The following is a 24,175-nucleotide window of genomic DNA, read 5'->3' on the forward strand; positions in this document are numbered from 1 at the left end:
CGAAAAAACCGGGCTTTGACCCGGTTTTTCATTTTTAAGCACTGCTTCTTTTAAGGAACGCTTCCGATCAGCAAATTTCCCAGCTATGAGTCATTTCCACTCCGGCGCCCAGCATCAGACATACCGAGCAGTATTTTTGCAGAGAATCCGCGGTGACTTTTTCAACCACCGACTCATCAAGTTGCAGGCCGGAGATCACAAAGTGAATATTGACTTTGGTAAACAGACGCGGCGCCGTATCACGACGCTCAGTAGTCAGTTTTGCAATGCAGCTGTGTACTTGTTGCTGGGCAGATTTAAGGCCATCAACCACATCAACCGAGCTGCAGCCACCAGCAGCCATCAACACCATTTCCATCGGGCTTGGCGCAGTCGCACCGCCGTTACCATCCATCACCACACAATGGCCGGACTGAGATGCACCAATAAATTTAAAATCCTCAACCCACTTAACTTGTGCTTCCATAGTTACTATCACTTCTTTTGCGTTAACACGCCTTATAATACCAACATCAGCGAGTTGAGTGCTATACGCATTAACAGATATCCCACCCACACAGCGAAGACGCTCAGCACGCCACCAATCAGCATGAACAAACCGTCACGCTCAATGATACCCAACGCAAACAAGATAATCGCGATATTAGGGGGAAAGTTCACAAAAGGCAGTGGCATCACTGCGACAACAGATAGCAGACAAATAACCACGCCAACAACGCGTCGCGCCATTGAGTTAGACAGAGGTTCCCAACGCGGTTTGATGTATTGCTCTACCCGCTCCAGCCAAGGCCGCATCTCTTCGATAAAACGCAGGGTTTTATGACGGTTAAGACGACGGCGCTGGACTAGTTTTGGCAGGCGCGGGGACTGGAAGCCAACAATGATTTGCAGACCCAGCAAAAAAATGGCAAATCCGGCGAAAAATGAAATGCCGGGAATTAATCCGGCCAGACTCAACATGATTAACAGCGCGCCATAAGAACGCCGTTTGAGCGATTCCAGCAATTCTCCAATCGAAAGGTAGGTTTCAGGATGCTGTTGCAGGGTCTTGACTAACAACTCAGAGGTTTTTTCCACACTCACCACACTATTTAACCGACAACACTATTTATTAACCAACGACACTATTTATTAACCAACGACACTATTTAACTGACGACACTGTTTAACTCATAATACTGTTTTCATCGACCAGACTATTGCCATCAACAAGACAATTTGCATCGTTGAGATAACGATGATTGCGTGCGATGTAACTTGCCATAAACTCAGCGCACCAATGTCAGCTTATTATCAGCCCATAAAGAAAACCCCACCAAGCTCGCGCCTGGTGGGGTTCAGTTCTTACTCGCAGCAATCCGGCTACTAGAGGTGCTCCCTGCATCAATTCCTTGATAGTTTGCTGTGTCCTTCAGCGCATTCCGTTTCATCGCCGTCCTAGCGGTGTCCCTGACTCTGTCATCCTGACAGACATACGCTTATGTCCTTCAAGCCGTCCATAAACCTTCCTTCATAACCATCCTGGTTACGTCGCATCCAGCTTATGTCCTTTGCTATCCATGCCGATCATTCATCCTGAATAACCGAATCTTCATCCTGAAGATGACCTATCCCTGGGTCTTTCCTGTTCCATGTCTGCATCCTGCTGACAACTTGAGATTACGATATCGGCCAATTTGAGCAAGCGCTAAAAACAGCCCTTCCAGCTGAGAATCGGTATCAGTTAAAAACTAATCTATAACAAACAATTACTTACATTTACATCATCTCACTTACCTTACGAATTAACAGCTAAAATCTTACATGACATGTAAGAGATCTCGCACAAAGCCAATCCTAAAATGGTCAATCGGTACTAAAGTCGCCCCCGAATAAAAGTTGATTTGGATCTCACTATTAATGCGCGGAAACCAATCATAAAGCGCACAATAAGCCAGCAATTACCCATCTTGACCTTGTGAGCACGTATTTTTTCTAGACTCATTCAGTTAAATTAAGGATATTAGTCACATAAATAACCTACGTGACTACCAATAACGATTCAGGTGAGGAAACCACACAATGATTTCTAAATGGGCACAACGCTTTTACCAAATGGCAGAACTCGTTGGTTCCTGGAGTAAAGACCCTTCGACTCAGGTCGGAGCGGTGATCACGAAACAAAACCGCATCGTTTCGGTCGGCTTTAACGGCTACCCACACGGTATTTCAGACAGCGCAAACACCGATGACCGCGATATGAAATATCTCAAGACATTGCATGCAGAAGAAAATGCTATTTTGTTCGCGAAACGGGATCTCGACGGTTGTGAAATCTATGTCACTCACTTTCCGTGCCCGAACTGTGCGGCAAAAATAATCCAGACAGGAATCGCTGCCGTGCACTGTCCGGAACAATCAGAGGACTTTTTGTCCCGCTGGGGTGACAAGATCCAAGTCAGCCAGGATATGTTTCTTCAGGCAGGCGTAAAAGTAAACTGGCTGCCAATTGAAGAACTCAGCTCGATTACAGAGATTCGCCTGCCCTCATAAGGTTTTGTCCGGCGTCATCATGAATCAGTAAGCTCTCCACACGGAGAGCTTATTTTTTGCGCTGAAAAACTCTCGCGCTCAAGCGATTATTCTGAACACCGGCCGTTAGACCGTCTCCCAAATGAGACTAGCACTAGGTTTCAGCCAAAGCTGTCAATATATTGACTTACATTCGCTATTCCTGAATTACACTCCAAGTAAATTGTTGCATCACCTTTGGCGCTCGCCGTCATCTTGTTGTCACAACGCGCCTGGAATCGAGACAAATGTCGCGCCAAGGCAGAATTACTCACAGGAACTTACATGTTATCTGCAACCAGCCAGACCGTCTCAAGATCGCTGTTACGGGGCGTATTGCCTCTGTTTTATCTTGTTGCCGTCACTATTGTCAGTTATTCATTGTTGGTGGTGCCCCAAACAGTGGCACCTTATCTGTATGCCTATCCGCTGTGCCTGTTACTGGCTTTTATCAGTGCGAACGCAAAGCTCAAGATGCTGGCAGCACTCGCGGCTCTGGGCTGTGTCACCCTGGCAAGCCAGCTATCGCCATCTGCCGCGCTTCAGGAAACCTTTATCCTGATCCCTCTAAGCTATTTGATTCTGTTTCCGGGCACCCTGTGGCCAATCATCGCCGCGCTGCTTTTGGTCATATCCAGCTTATCTCATCACTCTTTCAATTCGGCGAATTTCGGTGACTACTTATTGGATGCGATAGAGCTTGTCTCTATTTCAATACTGGCAACGCTCGGCGTGCACTACAAACACAAACTGCAGTCTCAGATCGAACGCTATCGACGCGACAGTCTGACCGATTTTCTTACCCGCCTTGCCAACCGTGCCGCGTTTTTAAATGACACCAAGCGTCTGGAATCCCAATATAACAGCGACCAGCATTATGCGTTGTTGCAGCTGGATATTGATGATTTCAAACTGATTAACGATACTTTGGGCCACCATCAGGGCGATATACTGCTCATAGGGCTGGCGCAACGTCTGAACCAGCTGAATCTTGGCTGTGACCAGTTGTACCGTCTCAGTGGCGACGAGTTCGCGCTCATTATAAAAGGTGACCAACACATCCGGGCCAAAGCCGATCAGGTCGCACACCGTATTCTCGCCACCTGCAGCCAGGCATTTTTTCTCAATCAGCGCTACTACAGCATGACAATGAGCATCGGCGTGGCGCTGTTTGACGATGCGATGTACGACAGTGATATCTGGTGCCGTAATGTGGATATCGCACTGCAGCGCGCCAAACAAAAAGGCAAGAATCTGGTACAGCATTTTGATGAAGAGTTAATCGGAGAAACCATCCGTAATTATCAGCTCGAACGTGAACTGAGCACGGCGATTAGCCGCCAGCAGTTACATCTGGAGTATCAACCTAAAGTCGACGTTGTAAGCGGACGAGTGACGAGTGCTGAAGCGTTAATACGCTGGCACCATCCGGATTTAGGTCAGGTTAACCCGGAGCAGTTCGTGGCAATTGCGGAAAAAAGCCAGCAAATCATTGCGATCGGACGCTGGGTCATTGAGACTGCCTGTCGCCAGGCCAAAGCCTGGCAGCAACAGGGTCACGATATCTGTATTGCCGTTAACGTATCTACAGTCCAGTTTCTTTATGACGATATTTTTCAGGTCGTCTCCCAAACTCTGCGGGATACAGAGCTCGATGCCCGGTTACTCCAGCTCGAAATCACCGAAACCACCCTAATGAAACAGCCACAAAGTGTCAGCCAGACTTGTGAAGAGTTACGTCGTATTGGCGTGCGCATTGCAATCGATGATTTTGGTATTGCCTACTCATCGCTAAATTACTTAAAACAACTGCCCATTGATGTGGTTAAGATCGACAAATCTTTCATTGATGACTGTGTTGACGATCACCACGACCATATGCTGGTCAGAACCATCATCCAACTCGGCCATAATCTCGGTAAAGTGGTCACCGCAGAAGGGGTAAACAGCCGTGAACAGTTGTCACTACTGGCTGAGGAAGGGTGTGACGACTATCAGGGCTATTACTACTCTCCGCCTTTGATAGCAGAAGAATTCATTACTTTGATTACGCGCGAGCAGGCGACTCGGACACTTGCAATGGGTCGTAACTAAACCACTTAAAGCAACTAAGCCACTTCGAGTTCGTTAAAGATATCAAATAGCTGTTTGGACTTATAAGGTTTGGGCAAATAAGCATCCATCCCCGCTTCAAAGCAGTGCGCAATGTCTTCATCAAGGACACTGGCTGTCAGGGCGATAATCGGTGTGTTGGCCATACCATTCTCTTCTTCCCACTGACGGATCCGGCGTGTGGCAGTAAATCCATCCATCACAGGCATCATGCAGTCCATCAAAATGGCCGCAAATCTACCGCCCTGGGTGACGGCATCCACGGCTTCCTGACCATTGCTGACAATCACATAGCTCAGGCCGGCTTTCTCAAGAAAGAAAGTCGCGATTTTCTGATTCATCAGGTTGTCTTCCACAATCAGGATGCAACTTGAGCTTGGCTCAGCGGCAGGACTTTGTTCAAGTACCGTTCTATCTACTGCCCCCGGTGCGACATCGGATTGATTGGCAAGAAGACGTTCAAAACGAGTGCCGAGAAAAGGCAGCGTAACCCAACCATCCACGTTATCCACCTGACTGCGATGGGTGAACAGGTGATGTTGACAGAAAATAATACTGGCGTGCGGAAAACGTTGCCGCAACAACGCAATATCGCCCTCACTACGCTGAGTCAGACTTTGACAATAGACCACATGACTGACCGGCTTACTGAATTCCATCATTGTCAGGTCAGCCACTGTCTGAGCTTCTGCCCACTCGGTTCCCAGGCGCTGGTACTCGCGGCGAATCGCTGCAACATATGAGGTGCCATTTGCCACCAGTAGCGAGAACTGCAAGCACTGAACCGGTTCAGGCTGCTCATCAGGCAACACTACTGGAATAATAAACTCAAATTTACTGCCCAACCCTTTGGTCGAGTTGACCGATAATGTACCTCGCATCATTTCAATCAACTGCTTACAGATCGCCAAGCCCAGCCCCGTGCCGCCAAAATGGCGGGTAATACTGTCGTCTTCCTGCGTGAACGGAGCAAAAATAGTCGTCAGCTTGTCTTTCGCGATACCACGCCCGCTGTCCGTGACACTGCAGCGGATTTGCGGTGTATCCTCGGCAAGAAAATTGACTTCAACGCTTATTTCTCCATCTTTGGTGAATTTCACCGCATTGGACAGCAGGTTCATCAGGATCTGCTTGACCCTGAATTCATCCGCGACAACCAACAAAGGCAAGGCAGGATCGAGCTGTATAGACAGCTCATCGTGTTGCGTTACAGCACGCAGATTCACCAGGTTTACCGTGTCATACACCAGCTCAGCAAAGTTAAACGGATTCGAGGTGAGCGTCAGACTGCCGGCCTCAATTTTGGACAAATCGAGAATATCATTCAGCAATATGAGTAACGCCTGAGAAGAGCTATCAATGTCAGATAAGATATCTTGCTGGTTAGCCGTCAACCCTGACGTTCCCAACACTTCGGTCATACCAATAATACCGTTGAGCGGAGTACGGATTTCATGGGACATATTCGCCAGAAAAGAACTTTTGGCCCGGTTAGCCGCAATCGCGTCCTCTTTGGCCTGAATCAGAGAAGCTTCATGCAGTTGAACTTCTTCGATGATGTGATTGAGATTGGTGGCGAAGTCGGAAAACTCATCATTACCATCAATGTCAATCAACTGAACCTGATCCCGTTTGTCCTGCATCCGCCACATAGTATCGAGGATACGGTTCAGCTTGGTAGAAATACGATAGAAAGTACCGAGTCCGAGGAACAGCAGCAACATAAATACCAGAAACACCACCACACTGACCAGAATGATACGCTGCTGATCCTGCTGGGAGCGATGAGCGATCTGCGCGGCGAGATGATCGGAGAAACCGACAAACAGCTTCTGAATCGATGCCTGGCGATTATCCAGGGTTTTTACATAACCGGCCAGCTCAGATGGGGAGACATCCTGCTGCAGAATTTTTTCCCGCACTAATGCCCCTTGTCTAAAGTCCTGCTGAGCAAACAATTTGACTATCTGTTCCAACTGTACTGAGCTGGCCCCGGAGTCGATAAAGCGCTCCAGATACAATTGTTCATTTTCCGCGATGCGCAAATATTGTCCAACCTGCTGTTTGGTCAGCGTTTCCGAACGCGCTAAATCGCGTAGAAACCAGGCTTCACGTTGCATCCAGTACAGAAACCAACTGAGTTCATCATAAATCGTATCTAAATGATGGATCTCTGCCGGAGCGTCGTGATTAATGGTTTTCTGAATTTCGAGATTGAGCTCATAAATTAAATCAAAAGCCCAGGTGCCATATTGTCTGACATCTTCGAGTGGCGCCGTCCGAACCTCCTGCGCCATACTTCTCAGTTCTGCAATATTATTGCGAATTAACAGATCGGAATTTGCCGCCACCAGCCGGGTCACTGAAGGAGCAAAAAATTCACTCAGTTGGCTAAGCTCTGACTCCAACTGTTCAATGTAGAAATCCAGCGGGTCATCGTTCAGCCGACGACTTAATAGGTGATAAAACGAGTGCGTGGCATTGGCAACATAATTGAGCGCAGTCACTTTCTGGGTCGAACTTTGATAAGCCAATAACTGGGACTGAAACTGACTAAATAGCGTCCACGTTCCCCAAGCTATTACCACCATAGGTAATAAGCACAAAAGCACCAGCCGCGCTTTTATTGAGAAGCGATTAACAATAAACATTGCCGCACCTTGATAAAGAGAAGACCTAGCCTACAGTTAAACATAGTCACTCTTCCCTACGTTTGCGCCGATAATTTCAATAAAGTTGAGTCAGTTAGGTCAAGGAAAGACATTGTAGTGAAGCGAATCCGATTTCTTCTGTCGTGTTGTTTGCTGCTGTGCAGTGCCTGCGCACTTGCCGAAAGCTATGCCATCGTCACGCTGAACAAGGCCCTCCCTAAGCTGAAAAGCAGCCAGGTCAAAATGATCTACCGCGGTCATGTCAGCCATATCGATAACGTCAATATTGTATTACTTGATCTGACCCAAGGCTCAGCTCTGCGCAACCGCTTTTATTACACCTTACTGGGCAAAAGTCCGGCTCAGATGCAGGCTATCTGGGCCCGCCAGACGTTCTCCGGCCGCAACCGGGCGCCGTCCGAAGTGGCGGAGAATAACCCGCAGTCTGTGACTAACTGGCTCAATCATAATAAGAATGGCATCGCCTATATTCCTGTTTCCTGGCTTAGGGAAGAGCTGTCTGTCCTCTATGTCTTTGATAGTGAGGAACCACTATGAAAACAGCGTCAACACTCCTCGGCATAATCCTTTTGTCACCCGTGGTATCAGCACAGATTCATCTCGGTGAACAACTGAGACTCAGCGGTTTTGGCACCCTGTCCGCCACACGCTCCGACAGTAAAGTGCCGGTTTTTGTCCATCGAGAAATCGCCGACGCCTGGTGCTTTGATTGCGACACGACGCTCGGCTTGCAGCTCGACTGGCTCATCAACAACCGCTGGCGGGCCTCAGTGCAGGCGGTTAAGCGACCACAGGATCATCTGTCCGATCCGGAGCTGGAATGGGCTTATGTTGAGTCGGCATGGGGAGCATACAGCGCTAAAGTCGGACGACTGCGGCTGCCGTTGTTCATGATGTCTGAATACAACTACGTTTCCGTCGCGTATCCGTGGATTCGTCCGGCGCATGATGTCTATGACAGCCTGCTCGGTATCACCCACTATGACGGAGCATCATTTGAGTGGAATAAAGCGGTCAGTGACGCGTCACAATTGCGGCTGTCGACCTTTATGGCCGTCCCCGGTGACAACGATTACCGCTTATATGACACCAATTATACCCTGGCTGCGGATGCTGCTTTTGGCTTTACCGCCGACTGGTATCAGGAAGAGAATCAGTATCGTTTGACCTACATCACCAGCGAAGCCAATCTTGCTGCCTACAACACTAACATTGACCATTATGATCTCGACCTGTTCGCATTCGGCATCAATTACTCACTCGCACATTATCACGTTTTCTCAGAGTTCATTTACGACCGCACGCTCTATGCCAACTGGTATCTGGGAGTCGCTCGCCAGTTCGGCCCGTGGCAGCCTTATGTTCAGTACGGACAGCGGCGTAAACTCAACCATAATGAATCCTATCTGCTCGGGTTACGCTACAACATTACCGCTAATGTGGCGCTTAACGCGGAGTGGCAATACATCACCAGTCAAGAAAATATGATCAATGGTCACTTCACCCGCATCCAGAATCCAATGGGTGACATAGAAACCGAGGTAGAGGTTTTTTCAGCCGCTATCTCGTTTACTTTTTAAGGGGGTTATGAGACATAAATTACAGTTTTATGAAATGAAAGCTGCAATGAGAGTAAAAAGTGTAGATATGAAACTAAATTACCACAAAATAAGTTGTGTGTTTTGTTAAAGTCAATACGCATAAATACCGATCAAGGCAACTAAATTCACTAATTTATGTACAAATATAAGCTTAAAATCTGGCCATTATTTTTACTAGCAGAATAACCCTTCGACCTTTACAATCTGACCACTCAAAAACAACAAGCTCCCCCGATACCAAACACAGTAAAAACTGTGGGTAGAAATTGCTGACGTTTGTCCCCCTACAGGCCAACGTAAAGCTCAACAAAACGTGAAAAGGTCCCGAGTAAAAATGAGTCCAGAGAAACACCTCCAAGACTGGCAGGCCAGCCAGACGATTGCTGAATCAATGTCCCCCCCTGATTGCCCAGCTTTATCGTAACAAAGGGGTGGAAATCATCCTGTTTGGCAAAACCCTGATCAACGCCGCCACCATCGACATCATCAAAACTCATCGCATCGCGCGCCGCTACACTGGCGAAGCGCTGTCACTACAACAAACCATGCCAATCGTTGAAAAGTTGACCCAGATGGCTCTTTCCCCGAGCCGGATTGATATTGGCCAACTCGCTCACCGGTTCTGGCAAACTCATAATGATACGCATGGTCTGGACGATTTCCTCGCCACTGAACTGCAACAAGCATTGAACGGCGCGGTGATGAACGAGCCAAAAGATGTGGTTCTGTATGGTTTTGGTCGCATCGGCCGCCTGCTGGCGCGTTTACTGATTGAGAAAAGTGGCCCTGGCTACCCGTTGCGTCTGCGCGCTATTGTCGTGCGAGGCGGTAAAGAGGGCGATCTGGAGAAACGCGCCAGTCTGCTACGCCGAGACTCAGTACATGGCCAGTTCAATGGCAGCATCGTGATTGATGATGAGAACAAAGCACTGATCGTCAATGGTAACTATATCCAGGTTATTTACGCCAACTCCCCGGCCGATGTCGACTATACCCATTATGGTATTCACAATGCTCTGGTGGTCGATAACACCGGTGTGTGGCGTGATGCAGAAGGTCTGGGCCAGCATCTGGATTCACAAGGTGCAGCCAAAGTACTGTTGACGGCACCGGGTAAAGGCGACATCAAAAACATCGTATTCGGTGTCAATGAATCTGTCATTGCCCCGCAAGATACCATCATTTCTGCAGCCAGCTGCACCACGAATGCCATTACACCGGTGCTGAAAGCAATGAACGATAAGTATGGTGTGGTATCCGGCCATATTGAAACCGTTCACTCATTTACCAACGACCAGAACCTGATTGATAATTTCCACAAAGGTGAGCGTCGTGGCCGTTCAGCATCGCTGAACATGGTACTGACCTCAACCGGAGCAGCAAAAGCCGTGTCTAAAGCCCTGCCTGAACTGGCGGGTAAGCTAACGGGTAACTCGATTCGTGTCCCGACACCAAATGTATCCATGGCGGTCGCAAATCTCAATCTTGCAAAAGAAACCGATAAAGAACAGCTAAATGCTTATCTGCGCGACGTGGCTCTGAACTCAAAACTCGCCGCACAAATTGACTACACAGAGTCGACCGAAATTGTCTCCACCGACCTGGTTGGTTCACGCTATGCCGGTGTTGTTGACGGCGCTGCAACCATCGCTCAGGGTAATCGTTGTGTCCTGTATGTATGGTACGACAACGAATTCGGCTACAGCTGCCAGGTAGTGCACTGCATGGAACAGATGATGGGTGTACGCTACAAAACCTATCCTCAGGTGTAAGCTATTCATCTGAAAACATATTCGTCTCCACAACATAATAACAATTCATCCTGAGGATGGCGGTGAACCAGTAAGTCCCTCTGCTTCACTCTCCTCTGACGGTATCCCCCGTACTTGCCGCCCTTCCTGATGTGGGCGGCTTTTTTTGCGCCATCGGTTAACCAGCTGTAAAACCTGATTTTTTATTGAGAATTTTCCGTCGGAATTAAGTACCTTGAGTAGCATGATGACAGCCATCCGTATAACATTGAGTCTTCGCATTGATGTTTAACCGGACCTTCGCCTGCTATGCCAAATCCACTGTCACCTGCTTTACTACGTTTTAAGAAAGCACCGCGCTTATTGCGTTATTCAACCTATGCTTTGTCTGCTTACGCCTTCTATGCTGTCACCTTGGGTGCAATCATCCCGGCGCTGATTGAAGCCAAAACTCCTGAGCTGTTAAGTGAACAGCTTGGACGCCATGTGAATGTGCACAAGGTGAGCATTAACCCGTTCGTGCTCAGAGCACGCATTGAAGGATTTTCCATTCAGGAAGCCAATGGCAACGATAGCTTTACCCGCTTTGATGAACTCGAACTGGAGTTCAATTTCTGGCAAAGCCTGTTTGCGCTGACTCCAACTGTTGACCATATAACCTTGAGTTCGCCGCAGATTGTGCTGCAACGTCTGGCAGACGATAACCAGACCCGCTTCAATTTCAGCGATATACTTGACACTCTGGCAAGTAATGCCAGTCAAGCAACGGTCGCAACTGAAACGGCCGGACAGCCAGGAGCACTCCCGGCCATCCGGGTACAACGTCTCAATATTTCAGACGGTCAGGTCCGTTTTCATGACAACCTTACTGGCGCGGATCTCAGCTATGCCGGCCTTAATCTCAACCTAAACCACTTCGACAGCCGTGCTATCAGTCAGCCAGTCGCAGCACACAAGGCTGACAAGCACGGTGCGGCAGTTGTCAGCAACCAATATTCGCTGATGCTTGAAGGCGCAGATAAAGGCCAGCTGGCTTTAAATGGCCAGTTCCAGTTAAGGCCGTTTAAAATAGATGGCACACTTGAACTCAAATCGGTCACGCTTAAACCTTTCTGGCCATTTACTGCCGACCAAATGCAGGCCGCCGTCACTGGCGGAGCGATCAACCTGTCCGCTCAGTTCAGTGCTGGCGAACGAGATCACAACTTCCACTATCAGGTCACGCAAGGCCAGCTCCAACTCAAACATCTGGTGGTGAGCGATCAAAGCCAGGCTAAAATCAAACTGCCAAGCCTTGATGTGCAAAACGTACGGGTTAACGGCGATCACCAGCAGATTGACGTTGATGTGATAAAGCTCAAAGGACTGTGGGTTGAAGGTGAAGCATCAGCACAGGGTCTGGATCTCGCCCAGCTATTTACCACTAAGAAGACAGCCACGTCTCCGACAGCCAATAATGAACAAAGTCAAACCAGTGCTGAACAACAAGCGGCCACAGACACCAGCACCACTTCTGCGCCCTGGCTGGTCAAACTGGCACGCTTTGCCATGACAGATACCGATGTAAATATTAAAGAGAGTGTGCAGAGCAAAGGCGTTTTCTGGCGGTTCTACCCGCTCTCTGTCACCACTGGCCCAATCCAAAGTGATCTGGCTAAACCTATCGATTACAACATCGCACTGGCTGTCAGCTCAGGCGACAACGCTGCCCCGCAACATGCGCGCGGAGAGCTCAGCACCAAAGGCAAGGTTGATGCTGCCAAACTCAGCGCAGAAGGTGATCTCTCGATTAACGGACTGGATTTAACCCAGGTCCAGCCTTACCTGGCACCCTATGTGAATCTGCATCTCACCAAAGGAGAACTGGCAACTCAGGGCCACTACAGTGCTGATAACAAAGGCCGTGCTATCTATCAAGGCAGCGCCGATATCAGCAATCTGTTGGTCAAAGACACCCTGCATAATCAGCCGCTGGTTCAGTGGCAAAAAATGAACATCAATAGCATGATATTCGATGCTCAGAAGCAGTCATTGCAAATCGACACCATCGCCTTTGATGCACCCTATGCCAAGGTGATGATCGCGAAAGATAAACGCACTAACATTGGCGATATTGTGGTCAATAGGGACGCTAACAGCCGATCTGAAACTGCCAAATCATCAACGGTGAATCCAGCCCCATCAACAACAGCCAAGCAGGACTCCTCGGCATTTGCGGTTGATGTTAAAGCCATTACGTTCAGCAACGGTTCGGCCTATTTTGCTGACAACTCACTGACCCCGAATTTTGCCTCCGGTATTGAGCTGCTGCATGGTTCTGTCCGCAACCTGTCGTCCACGCCAGGGACGACAGCTCAAGTTGATATTGCCGGTAAAATCGACAAATACGCCCCCGTGTCACTCAAAGGTGAAATTAACCCATTGATTGCAAATCCTTACCTGGATTTAAACCTGATCTTTAAAAGCGTCGAGCTGACCTCGGTCAACCCTTACTCAGGGACCTACGCCGGTTACTACATCGATAAGGGGCAGCTGTCGCTGGCGCTGAATTATCAACTTGAAGAAAATCAACTCAAAGGCGACAACCATTTGGTCATCGACCAACTCAAGCTCGGTAAACCAAGCGAATCTAAGCTAGCCACCAGTCTGCCGGTTTCACTGGCGCTCGCCATGTTGCAGGACCGAAACGGCGTCATCGACCTTGGCGTTCAGGTTTCAGGAGACGTGAATGATCCGGACTTCAGTTTTGGCAGCATTATTTTCAAAGCCTTGTCCAACATCGTTGTTAAAGCGGTGACCGCACCTTTCTCTCTGCTGGCCAATCTGGTCGGCTCGGATGAAGAACTTGATCATGTCACCTTTGCGTTAGGAGACGCCTCTCTGAGCACTGATGAGCAACAGCGCCTGGATAAACTGGCACAGGCACTGGCCTCACGTCCGCAACTGACGCTGAGTATTGCTGCAGCCGTGAATGAGCATGATGACAGCCGTGCGATGGCCGAGCAGCATATCCAGCAGCGCATGCTGGAGCAGAGCGGACTCAATACCCTGCCAGCGGATTTCAGTCCGAGCTATATCGCCCAGTCCGAACCTTTGGCGGATGCCGTCACTGCGCTGGCTGAATCTGACCTGAATCTCGACCTTAGCGATGAACGTGATAAGGTCGTGCAGCAACTCAAGCAAGGGCAAACGGATTCACCTTCTGATGAGCAGATCGACACGACCTTGATGCTGGGCCTCTACAACCAGTTGGTGAACTCGGTCAATATCAGCCATAGCCAGCTGGCGAACCTGGCCGAACAGCGGGCAAAATCGATTAAGACCTATTTAGTGGATGAAGCAATGGTTGCGCCGGAGCGGGTTTTCCTGCTTGACAGCAAAACCCGGTTGCGTACAGAAGATAACGGCGCAGACCTGACTCTGGATGCTAAATAACGTCGGTAGTGGTTAAAGGTCGTTATTAAAGTCACACGCCCCGTTTCATCGGGGCGTTTTATTTTATCTAGCCAGTTCATCCTGGTTGAAACAGATCCAAAGATAAAAATAAATACCAAATCATGTTGAAAACAAATTATTTGACAGAGACCTCACTACTTATTCATAAAAATTATCAGAGGGTTTTTGAATACTGTTTATTACAATGACAAAACTTGAAAAACAACTTAGGCGAGAAAATGGCTTTACATATTGACAGCGTTTCAGTGATATAAGATCATCTCGATGTATATACTGTGGCCTGTCAATTTTCCAGCAATGACAATTTGTTGACTGACATCCATTGTTAGCCAATATCAGCATAACTCTTCGCATAAGTAGAGTGCGCAGTGATGGATTTATTAACTCTATGTTTTCAGCACAAACAAAGTTCAGTTCGTTACTGGGCAAGTTAAATAACCAGCCCCTACGACATCAAATTATTATGATCAGCCTATCTTTGATCATTTTTTCTATATTCTGTCTCTACAACAGCGAACGGCTATTCACTCATCTTGGCAAGCAATCCATCGCAGATATCGAAAATGCTCTCGAACAAACCCGCACAGAGACCAAACACATACTCAATCTAATCAGTGCTGATCAAAGTTGTAGCCAACTTGCTCCAGAGCTCAGACAAACGGTGTTTATGTCTGACTACGCCAAAGAGATTGGCGTGTTTAAAGGATCGCCAACGATATACTGCACCAGTACCGAAGGCTATTCACAGGTTCAGATCTACTCCACCATCTTCGATCGAATTATCCATTCTCCGACTCATGAGACACTGGCTTTCACCAGAACAGCGATCACTAAGCAAAATTCGATCTTATATATCTACTCCGACAATCAATTCAATGGTATCAGCATGGTGATTCCGCCGCGTTACCTGACCCGATTGATTAACGGCATCATTAATCAGGAAGACCTGATATTCGATATTAAAGTCTACCAGTACCACATTTTAGGCCAGAACCATCAGGACTATATTAAATCTATGGTCTTCAATTCTGACATCTTTCCGCTACAAATAGAGTTTTTCTTTACCGTTAAGACCTATATTAGCTATTTACTTAGCAAAATCTGGGTACTGCTATGCATTTACTTCTCTCTGCTCTCCTGCTATCTGTATAAACGCAAGATAGTGATTCAGAAGAAAAGTCTGGAGAGCTCTATTTTACATGCGCTGGAAGCCAAACAGTTTGAAGTCTATTTTCAGCCAATCGTAAAAAGCTCTGACCGTTCCGTTGCAGGTTGTGAAGCGTTGCTGCGCTGGAACCATCCGACTCAGGGATTTATTCCTCCCAATATATTTATCCCCCTCGCGGAGAGATTGGGCTTTATCGAACAACTGACCGACTTTGTTATCGATCAAGCCACTGCATTACACGAGCACTATCCGCATCTGATGCAGAATAAATATGTCAGTGTCAATATTGCCCGCGAGTTAATTTGCTCGACGGAGTTTACCGATAAGATCATCGGACGCTGTATTAACCACAGCAGTTTTGCCAAAAATATCGCTTTTGAAATCACAGAAAATGGTGATTTCAGCGACAGTGAGCAAAATATGGTGAACCGCAATTTTCGCCTCTTGAGCCACTCAGGTATGCGTTTATTCGTGGATGATTTTGGCACCGGGTATTCCGGCCTCAATTTTGTGCGTCAATTCCACTTCGATACCCTAAAAATTGATCAGGTTTTTGTGAAAAACCTCGGCCATGAACCCCACTTGAACAACGTGCTGATTTCCATGCTGCAGTTAGCCGAGAGCCTGAAAATGCGCGTCATTGTCGAAGGCGTGGAAACTCAGGAGCAACTTGCCATCCTCCAGCAGTTAGGCGTGGATTATATTCAGGGTTATTTATTCTCAAAACCGCTGCCGCAACCACTATGGCTGGACTATCTGGCGCAGCATGGCGATGTACAGCAAGTGGCGTCTTCCGAACTGGCTTATTCACACTAACATCGCAAGATAAGAGTATTATCGGCGTTCATGTTTAATTCATCTTGGCGGCGTTATGCTGGCCACTCATGAATAGAAAGGAGCCACTTATGTCGCGATTTATTGTTACCACTCTGACGCTGGTGACCGGTTTTTTTGCCGTCATGTTTGGTCTGTTATTGGCTATCCCGCTGACCTTGGTTGCGATTATCACCGGCAAGCGTATTGAGAAACAGCTTAAGCGTCGCCCGTTTAATCCGGCGCAAAATAACGCTAATGTGATTGAAGGTGAGTTCGAAGAAATTACCGACCAGCAGCGATAAACACGCTGTGTCGGTGATGACTGCTGGCCTGTTAAATTTTACACCAGGCTAATTTTCATTATGAGCGGCTTGTCACGGGTCGGCGTTTTATCACCGGTAAAATGTCCGCCACGACCAGACTATTTCAGCCGCTAAAAGACTTCACACGGTAAGAATAACACGCACCGCCAGGGCGATCAGCACCAGTCCGGAGAGGCGATCAATCGCAACCGCCCTGGCGCGCAATTTATCGAGCAAACGCGGGCTGGAAAGCAGGAAAGTAATCAAGGTGTACCACAACCCATCCACAATCAGCGGCGTTGCCACTATCACCGCTTTGCTGCCCCAGTCATGACCGACCGCAACGAACTGACTGAACAACGCGATAAAGAACAGTGCAATTTTCGGGCTCAGTAACGAAATCATCAGCCCTTCTTTCGCTGACTGCCAGGCGCTGACCGTCTGGCCGGACTCCAGTTTAGCCGCCACCCCCCCTTTCGAACGCAAAGCATTAAACCCCAGATAGGCCAGATAAAAAGCGCCCGCATAACTAATGGATTTAAACACCAGAGGCGACTGATGCAATACCACGGCCAAACCAACAATCGTCATCAGCGCATAGACGCCAATTCCAAAGGCATGGGCCCAGGCCGTTGCCAACCCGTTTTTTCGCCCGCCCGCCAGACTGTGTTTGGCCACCATCGCCAGGCTTGGCCCGGGAGACATCGCCCCTAAAATACAAATGGTAAACAGTGAAAGCCAAACCGTGAAGGTCATAGAGAATTCCTTATCAATAATTAATCAGAGAAAAGTGTCAGCATCAGTCCCGCCATGCCGTCCAAGCTTGCCAACACTTAAGGTAACTCCGTCTGCTTAGTGGTGTTAAACAGCTCTTTTAGTACCGTGTGGGTTCTGAGATTACGCAACTGAGGATTTTGCTGCAGCTCATCACGAATCGCATTCAGCTGCGTCATGCTTTGCGCTTCAACATAAATCATCAGGTCCGTTTCCCCACTGATCGCATGGCACCATTTCACCCCGCGGATACGATACAACTTTTCGGCATACTTTTCGCACGAATAGAGATCCGCTGACATATCAAATTTCAACGCAAAGTAGGCGCTGACATTATTGTGGTGTTCGGGGTGGGCGATTTGCGCATGGTAGCCCAGAATGACGTTATCTTGTTCAAGCTTCTTGATTCGGGCCGTCACCGCCGAGCGGGACAGACTCACTTCTCGTGCGATATCACTGACTGACATACGTGCGTCGCGCTGCAGTAACGTGATGATCTGGTTATCAAATTTATCCATTGTTATTATTTCCGCCTGGGTCGGCCTACAGGCCGCCGCCAACTTATCCCGTTGATTAGTGGTTAATTTGACACAATTTTCGTCATCCGGCCACCCGTTGCTTTTCCCCTTTTGCTTAGTCAACCGTCAAAGTGACTCTGCCGACGCTAAAAACCGTCATTTTGACGGTCAAGCCGAGCGCTTTGTCTGCTGCATCCTGTTGATGAACCGAGTATTCTAGCGGCTTCCACCCAAGTGATCTGCACGGTTTCGACTAAGTGGCCGGTGACTTTGGTATAACAAAAATTCAGGGAATGACACGGTGCAGCAACTCAGACAAGATATCACTTTATTATCCGGTATCGGACAACTCTCCACCACATTAATGGGCACTGGTCTGTTTATGATCCCGGCCATCGCGGCGGGTATTGCAGGTCATCTCTCTCTTTGGGCATGGCTGATTCTGTTCGTGGCTATCTGCCCGATTGCCCTCACTTTCGCCGCTTTAGGTAAACGCTATCCGAATGCCGGCGGCACCGCATATTTTGTACGTCAGGCATTTAGTCCTCGTTTAGAGCGCGCGGTGGCCTGGTTATTCGTGAGTGTTATTCCGGTCGGTGTGCCACCGGCTATTGCCCTCGCCGCCGGTTTTCTGCAACCCGTACTACCGGCCCCATTGGATGCGCCGCTGATCGCCCAAACCCTGACTGTTGCTTTGCTGATTGGGGTCAATCTGGCAGGCAGTAAGTCATCTGGCAGACTGCAGACTCTGATTGCCCTCAGCATTTTTACTCTGGTTGCCGCATTTTTCTGGGTCGGGGATATCGGCAGCAAAGATCTGGTAATGCCAGCCTTAAACGCCTCATCACTATGGCCAATCGGCGCAGCGCTGGGCGTGATGTTCTGGTGTTTTGTCGGCATCGAGGCCTTTGCCCACATGGGGGAAGAATTTAAGAATCCGCAGCGAGATTTTCCGCTCGCCATTCTGGTGGGATGTTTCGTCGCAGGTGCCACTTACTGGGCTTGCTCAGCGGTGATCCTTAAGTTTGGGGCGTATGGCAGCCCGCACTTCGACAGCGCCTCCATTCCGTGGCTTAGCGATAAACTGTTTGGCCGCCAGATGGCCAGCGTTATCAGTGTGATTGGTTTTCTCGCCTGCTTCGCCAGTATTAATCTGTATACTCAAAGCCTGGCGCGCATGGTTTGGGCACAAGCGCGCGACTATCGTCCCAAGAGTGCTCTGGCGCGGCTCTCCTCACGCGGCGTTCCCGCAACAGCCACCTGGATAGTCGGTTTAGTGCTGCTGGTTTTTTGCGGGGTCAGGGAATTATCCGGGCTGGATCTGGAACTGTTCCTCAAACTGGCTAACGGTATTTTTGTTCTGGTCTATCTGCTGGCGATGTTTGCAGCATTTAAGCTACTCAACGGCTTAGCTAAAGTTCTCGCCAGTATCGCGCTTATCCTCTGTACCGCGGTGTTTATCTGCCTTGGTTGGTCGATGCTCTACGCTCTCGGGATTTTTACCTTGTTGGCTGTGCCGTGGAAAAAGGAGACTAAATCCCCGCAGCAAAGCTTTGACGAACAGTAAGTACGATACCGACATCGGCACACAGGCCAAAAAAAGCCGGATGTTTCCATCCGGCTTATCACTGTACTCAGGAGGCTTTACTGACTTCGAAACGACCAACTAACTGATCCAGACGCTGCAGCGAATTTTGCATCAGAGTGGTGCGACGCGAAAGCTGCGAGGAGGCTTCCTGTAACTGAATCACGGTATGCTGGGCCGAGTCTGCGGTTTGACGATGTTCCTCGCTATTACGGGCTATGACCTGAATAAGGGTAAATAGTCCGCTGGCAGAGTGGTGTAGTTGTTCGCTACGGGCCGAATCGTCCACCACCTGAGTGCTGTTTTCTACATTGGTGATCCCTTCCTGCATCGACTGAACTGCCCGCTGTGACTGGTCGTGCAATGCTTTCATTAAATCACCGATATTGTTGGCTGCCTGTGCAGTCTTGCTGGCCAATGTCCGTACTTCATCTGCCACGACAGAAAATCCCCGCCCATGCTCACCAGCCCGGGCAGCTTCAATGGCAGCATTGAGTGCCAGTAAATTCGTTTGGGCGGTAATCTCGGTAATTAAATCCACGATGCCACCGATTTTCTGCATCTCGTCATTCACTTCGTTCACCGTCTGAGCTGACGACTGTACAATCGCTTTGATCTGCTGTGCGCTCTCTGTTGCCTGTTGATAGTCCTGCTGCGCCGCTTCCACGGTTGCCTGCATCAGCAGGTTCATTTCGGTTGCGGTTTCGTTGGCTCGGTTGATCTCCTGGCTTTGGATTCCCGCCAACGCCAGCATATCGGTAATCGAGGTAGCGGTAGTGTCGCTGCTGGATAACAACAATTGGCTGCGACGCAGCATCGATCCGGAAACACTCTGTACTTCACGGCTGGCAAACACCAACTCTTTGATAATCGCCTCCAGACTATCGATAAAGCTGTTGGTCCAGCGCCCGAGATCGCCGGTTTCATCTGCTTTAAAACGATTCGCATCCAGTCGCCGGGTCAGGTTTCCATCCCCTTCAGCCAAAATCTGCATCACCTGGGTCATACTTTCCAGATTATTCGCGATCGGGCGCGAGGTCATGCGATGAAACAAGCCAACGGCAATCGTGCCCATCAGCAGTGAGAGCACCAGCAATTGCCATTCCGCCAGCGGATACCAATAGCTGATCGCAAACGGCAACAGTAACGGTGCGAAAATACTTAACCCAAACTGCTGATCCAACTTTTGCGACAACGAGCGATGCCGGTAGACCTCTTCCAGATCGGATTCACACATCATTCCCCAGCGATCCAAAGATCCCGGCATAGTAAACGTCACTCCTTTGCCGATTACAGGAATATGGCGGTAATCGGAGTAGCCGGGATATTCCACATACAGGTTGTGGCCGTTGCGAATGGTTTCCCGAACCCCGGGATGGAGCTGTCTGGTCGCCGGATCATTAAACACGATTTCAAACTCGGTATGACGCTGTACTTTGACTGTTCCCCAACGAGTATGCACTCCGTCTTTAAGGTTTTCGCCATGAGAAAAACGGTTATCTTCAAAGCGGGAGCGGGATAAAGCGACGCCGGGCGCTATCGATGGGTCAAAATGCGACTGCACCATAAACAGGTAATTGTCTCCCGATTCACTGTAGATATGTCCCGCTTCCCGTTGAATCAGATCACCAATCACATCATTAGGCACCCGACCACATAAACAGGCGATCACTTCTCCGTCCATGCTCACCGGCTGATAAAACATCAGCGTCACCTCATCGTGAAACGATGAGCTTGAGGCGCCGATAGCCTCGGTGACGTCATCACAATAAGGACCATGCAAAAAGGTTGTGTTAATCCGAGTTCAAGCGCGGCGGCAGAAACGCTCTTTTTTCCCTGCTGAGCCCGATAAGTGGATTCAAAAATGATGCCCTGCGGGGAAACCAGAAAAAGTTCGGAAAAGTCACTGCTGCGTTTAAGTAGCCTTTGTAAGGCTTCCCCGTATTCGTGTCGCGGTTTACCGGCTAAATACAAGGCAGCATCTTGTAAAAATGACCATTCATTTTCAGCCCAGGTGGTCAGTATCTGGACGCGTGTGTTGGCAATATTTTCAAAAGTCTGTTGCAAAGAGGAGATGCGACTGCGGTTAAAAAAGCAGGCTTTGCGCATCGCCAACTTACCGGTCGTTCCAAACCAAGGAAGCCAGCGCTTTTCCTCTAACGTTAACTGCATAATTCACCATCCATGTTATTGTTATTCATCTGGATAATGCAATGCTCGTTCCAAAAATGAGACATTATTACACTGTTCTGGATTAACATGTTGAAACAAAACAGATCGCTATGAAACGACACTCGTTGCAGTCATTTAGTCTTTTGTCAGGTATCTTACGTCCGGCCCATTGCACAACCCGAGTGCAGTTAACCGATGCAAACACCAGGTAAAGCACCAAAACGGTGCGCAATGTATTATCGTAATGCACTGAAAAATATGAGATAAACAAACCTGCCACCATGCTGTGCCATGAAACAAGTTACAAAACGGTCCACTTGCTTCATTATGATGCAGACTGAGTCGCGCCATTATGGCGCAGCAATAAGCCATCGTCACCCACTCAGGACTGGCGTACAGGCACAAAAAAAGCTGCGCCTGCAGCCTTTCTTTTCACTGATAACATTACTGATTGACGATTTTTCGATGCCCTTGTTCGAGGTGAACAAAATCGACCAGATCATCACCAGATACCTGATAAGCCTGACCGAATCCTTTCACAAACAGGCCTTGTTCCGGTTTCAGGCAGTAGAGGGTGAAATCGTCCAGTTGTTTGAGGTTATCGATGATCTCTCCAAAACGTTCAGCCATCTGCTCGATCACTTGCAGCCAAAGCACGCTGTCACGTTCTACCGCCTGAGCCACAGCATTAAATGTCAGACGCTTACGGGCAAACAGCTGTTTGGCCGTCACTTCATCTTCAATCATCATGATGGAAACTTGTGGATTGACGGAGAGATTACGTGCGTGGCGGGCAATATGAGAAATTAAAATAAAGTAACCTGCCTGGTTCTGCACGAATGGCGCGTAACTGACATTCGGTTTACCCTCTCCATCTACGGTTGCCAGCTGCAAAGTGCAGCGTTCCTGCCGAAACTCGTGAATTTCCGGCTCCAGTCTTCCTTGCAACCTTTCTTGCTTAACTTGCTGATTCATATATTTCTCCGAACCTATCACTGTTTTTGTTGTAATGCTTTAAACCGTGCGACCTGATCCGCCAGCAGTTGACGTTGCTCATCACGGCCAAGGTACACTTTAAATACGCTGTCACCCTGCTCGGTAAAAAAGCCAAAATAGTGGCTCTCACGCCCGTTGAACGGTTTGCTGACCAAAGCAATGTGCGCAATCAAATCCAGCTTAAGATGGCCGTGCAGTTGCCCTTCCCGCCCCATTAAATTGTAGTACCCGCGCGCCGTTTTCCCTTTTGGCAACGGTGCTTTGACTTCAAAAATAGATCCAAATGAATGAACTATTGTGGTCACCTGGCCCCAATCGGCCAAATCAGTGAGCACTGACTCTGCTTGTGCGCCATCCAAAATAGTCGCCATACCGGACGGCAATACACTCACCACCTCATACTCAGAAACATTCAGTTGTTGGGCTATTGCCGCAGGCAACAAAGAAGGCTCACTCTCGAGCAGTTGAGCGACTTGTTGTGCTAAAGATTCCATGTTGGTTTCCGCTGTGCTGACGATCTTGTGATGCCTGCGCACCAAGACCGTTATGTTTGCCTGATTCACAGGCCAGAACTGACCATCTGCATTTTGCCTGCATTGTGCTTACGCATTAGGTACTAGGCATTGTGCAGAAGTGGCCAAAGCATAAATCGACACAAATGAGAATGCAATTGATAATTGATCTTATTTGCATTTTGTTAAATACTTGCGCCGTACCGGTAAAAGTGAACCATAACGCCGTAAAACACACCACACGTGCTGCGCAGCAAGAGGTTTTTCAACCGGTCGTGCTACGGGGACATAACCCGAGTTTCTCTGTCAAAACCAAAAAATGAGATATGCCATGAAAGTCACCACACGTTTAGCCTGGCTGGCCGCCACTCTGTTTTCCCTGCTCTCCTATAGCGTACAGGCCGAACAACGTATTATCAGCGCAGGTGCCAGCGTCACGGAACTGCTGCTGGCTCTCAACGCCCAGCAAGAGTTGGTTGCTGTTGATGTCACCAGTACTCTGCCAGATATGCTGACCCTGCCAAAAATCGGTTATCATCGCCAGCTATCTGCCGAAGGTATTCTATCTTTAGCACCAACCCGTCTGATTGGTTCAGATGAAATGGGGCCACCGGCGACCTTAAAGAAATTACGCGCAGCCGGTGTTGAAGTCGACGTGATTAACAGCGATGTCACACCACAAGGGCTGATGCAGCGTATCGATCAAATTGCCGCGCTGACCGGGCATTCCGCCAATGCCACCCAGCTCAAACAAACCGTACAACACACTATTGATCACCTGTCGGCCCACCAGCCACCACAATCAGCACGCAAAAAAGTTCTGTTTTTGCTGATTCATGAAGGACGAGCCGCCAATGTCGCCGGCACCCAGACAGTACCGGACGAAATCATCAATCTGGCGGGCGCGACCAATCCGGCAGCCGGTGAAGTGAGCAGTTATAAACCGCTGTCGATGGAAGCTCTGGTTCAGATGCAACCCGATGTCATCCTGGTCAGCGGGCGCAGCTATGACAAGTTGGGCGGACCGGACGCGATTCTGCAATCTCTGCCTCTGCTGGCGGCAACACCGGCTGGCCAGAACAAACAGATCATTACCCTTGACGGGCACGCACTGGTCGGCGGATTGGGCCTCAACAGCCTGAAGGAAGCCCAGCGTCTGCAAACTATTTTGTACCCTCAGGAGTAGCACA

18 protein-coding genes and 1 pseudogene are annotated in these 24,175 nt (G+C 48.9%); 10 read left to right on the plus strand and 9 right to left on the minus strand.

What is annotated here, in order from left to right:
* Positions 1-67 precede the first annotated feature (67 nt).
* Together KNV97_RS03375 and KNV97_RS03380 are read right to left on the minus strand one after the other, a co-directional pair.
* Positions 68-466: an OsmC family protein gene (locus KNV97_RS03375; RefSeq protein WP_218561516.1), complete on the minus strand. Its 399-nt coding sequence runs from the start codon at positions 464-466 to the stop codon at positions 68-70.
* Positions 467-498: 32 nt separating this feature from the next.
* Positions 499-1,077: an exopolysaccharide biosynthesis protein gene (locus KNV97_RS03380; RefSeq protein ID WP_240798135.1), complete on the minus strand. Its 579-nt coding sequence runs from the start codon at positions 1,075-1,077 to the stop codon at positions 499-501.
* Positions 1,078-2,061: 984 nt separating this feature from the next.
* Between KNV97_RS03380 and KNV97_RS03385 the strand changes: the two genes are divergently transcribed.
* Together KNV97_RS03385 and KNV97_RS03390 are read left to right on the plus strand one after the other, a co-directional pair.
* Positions 2,062-2,532 (plus strand): dCMP deaminase family protein, encoded by a 471-nt coding sequence (locus tag KNV97_RS03385; RefSeq protein WP_136483833.1) that lies wholly within the window; start codon positions 2,062-2,064, stop codon positions 2,530-2,532.
* A 303-nt stretch (positions 2,533-2,835) separates the two neighbouring features.
* A complete protein-coding gene (locus tag KNV97_RS03390) occupies positions 2,836-4,644 on the plus strand; it encodes a putative bifunctional diguanylate cyclase/phosphodiesterase (RefSeq protein ID WP_218561517.1) in 1,809 nt (602 codons plus the stop codon).
* A gap of 14 nt (positions 4,645-4,658) precedes the next feature.
* On the opposite strand, the gene KNV97_RS03395 is transcribed toward KNV97_RS03390, so the two are convergent.
* Entirely contained in the window at positions 4,659-7,313 is a 2,655-nt protein-coding gene (locus tag KNV97_RS03395; RefSeq protein ID WP_218561518.1) for a hybrid sensor histidine kinase/response regulator, read from the minus strand.
* A 117-nt stretch (positions 7,314-7,430) separates the two neighbouring features.
* On the opposite strand from KNV97_RS03395, the gene KNV97_RS03400 reads away from it, so the two are divergent.
* From KNV97_RS03400 to KNV97_RS03425, 6 genes and pseudogenes are all read left to right on the plus strand, one after another.
* Complete coding sequence (locus tag KNV97_RS03400) at positions 7,431-7,871, plus strand: hypothetical protein (protein WP_240798134.1); 441 nt, start codon at positions 7,431-7,433, stop codon at positions 7,869-7,871.
* Entirely contained in the window at positions 7,868-8,914 is a 1,047-nt protein-coding gene (locus KNV97_RS03405) for a porin (RefSeq protein ID WP_218561519.1), read from the plus strand. Before KNV97_RS03400 ends, KNV97_RS03405 begins: the two co-directional genes overlap by 4 nt.
* A 355-nt stretch (positions 8,915-9,269) precedes the next feature.
* Positions 9,270-10,707, plus strand: a pseudogene (locus KNV97_RS03410) (glyceraldehyde-3-phosphate dehydrogenase).
* Between the two features lie 288 nt (positions 10,708-10,995).
* Positions 10,996-14,121, plus strand: coding sequence for a DUF748 domain-containing protein (locus KNV97_RS03415; protein ID WP_218561520.1), 3,126 nt, complete (start codon positions 10,996-10,998; stop codon positions 14,119-14,121).
* A 484-nt stretch (positions 14,122-14,605) separates the two neighbouring features.
* The gene (locus tag KNV97_RS03420) at positions 14,606-16,126 is read left to right on the plus strand and encodes an EAL domain-containing protein (protein ID WP_218561521.1); all 1,521 of its coding nucleotides are present in this window, start codon (positions 14,606-14,608) and stop codon (positions 16,124-16,126) included.
* An 89-nt stretch (positions 16,127-16,215) separates the two neighbouring features.
* Positions 16,216-16,428 (plus strand): FxsA family protein, encoded by a 213-nt coding sequence (locus KNV97_RS03425; protein ID WP_218561522.1) that lies wholly within the window; start codon positions 16,216-16,218, stop codon positions 16,426-16,428.
* Between the two features lie 141 nt (positions 16,429-16,569).
* Here the strand turns inward: KNV97_RS03425 and KNV97_RS03430 are convergent, their stop codons facing one another.
* Positions 16,570-17,184: a LysE family translocator gene (locus KNV97_RS03430; protein WP_136483825.1), complete on the minus strand. Its 615-nt coding sequence runs from the start codon at positions 17,182-17,184 to the stop codon at positions 16,570-16,572.
* Positions 17,185-17,261: 77 nt separating this feature from the next.
* Positions 17,262-17,720 carry an Lrp/AsnC family transcriptional regulator gene (locus KNV97_RS03435; RefSeq protein WP_136483824.1) on the minus strand — a complete coding sequence of 153 codons (459 nt, stop codon included), beginning with the start codon at positions 17,718-17,720 and terminating at the stop codon, positions 17,262-17,264.
* A gap of 301 nt (positions 17,721-18,021) precedes the next feature.
* Here KNV97_RS03435 and yjeH point away from each other — a divergent pair, with 301 nt between their 5' ends.
* Positions 18,022-19,287 carry an L-methionine/branched-chain amino acid transporter gene (gene yjeH / locus KNV97_RS03440; RefSeq protein WP_218561523.1) on the plus strand — a complete coding sequence of 422 codons (1,266 nt, stop codon included), beginning with the start codon at positions 18,022-18,024 and terminating at the stop codon, positions 19,285-19,287.
* Between the two features lie 67 nt (positions 19,288-19,354).
* Here the strand turns inward: yjeH and KNV97_RS03445 are convergent, their stop codons facing one another.
* From KNV97_RS03445 to hutX, 4 genes are all read right to left on the minus strand, one after another.
* The gene (locus tag KNV97_RS03445) at positions 19,355-21,010 is read right to left on the minus strand and encodes a methyl-accepting chemotaxis protein (protein ID WP_256611364.1); all 1,656 of its coding nucleotides are present in this window, start codon (positions 21,008-21,010) and stop codon (positions 19,355-19,357) included.
* 5 nt (positions 21,011-21,015) lie between these two features.
* Positions 21,016-21,477 carry a hypothetical protein gene (locus KNV97_RS21900; protein ID WP_256611367.1) on the minus strand — a complete coding sequence of 154 codons (462 nt, stop codon included), beginning with the start codon at positions 21,475-21,477 and terminating at the stop codon, positions 21,016-21,018.
* Between the two features lie 444 nt (positions 21,478-21,921).
* Positions 21,922-22,452: a heme utilization protein HutZ gene (gene hutZ, locus KNV97_RS03450; RefSeq protein WP_218561524.1), complete on the minus strand. Its 531-nt coding sequence runs from the start codon at positions 22,450-22,452 to the stop codon at positions 21,922-21,924.
* A gap of 17 nt (positions 22,453-22,469) precedes the next feature.
* Positions 22,470-22,967 carry a heme utilization cystosolic carrier protein HutX gene (gene hutX / locus KNV97_RS03455; RefSeq protein ID WP_136483820.1) on the minus strand — a complete coding sequence of 166 codons (498 nt, stop codon included), beginning with the start codon at positions 22,965-22,967 and terminating at the stop codon, positions 22,470-22,472.
* A 349-nt stretch (positions 22,968-23,316) separates the two neighbouring features.
* Between hutX and KNV97_RS03460 the strand changes: the two genes are divergently transcribed.
* Positions 23,317-24,171 carry a heme/hemin ABC transporter substrate-binding protein gene (locus KNV97_RS03460; protein WP_218561525.1) on the plus strand — a complete coding sequence of 285 codons (855 nt, stop codon included), beginning with the start codon at positions 23,317-23,319 and terminating at the stop codon, positions 24,169-24,171.
* The last annotated feature ends 4 nt before the right edge of the window (positions 24,172-24,175 follow it).

Source organism: Vibrio ostreae (assembly GCF_019226825.1).
GTDB lineage: Bacteria > Pseudomonadota > Gammaproteobacteria > Enterobacterales > Vibrionaceae > Vibrio > Vibrio ostreae.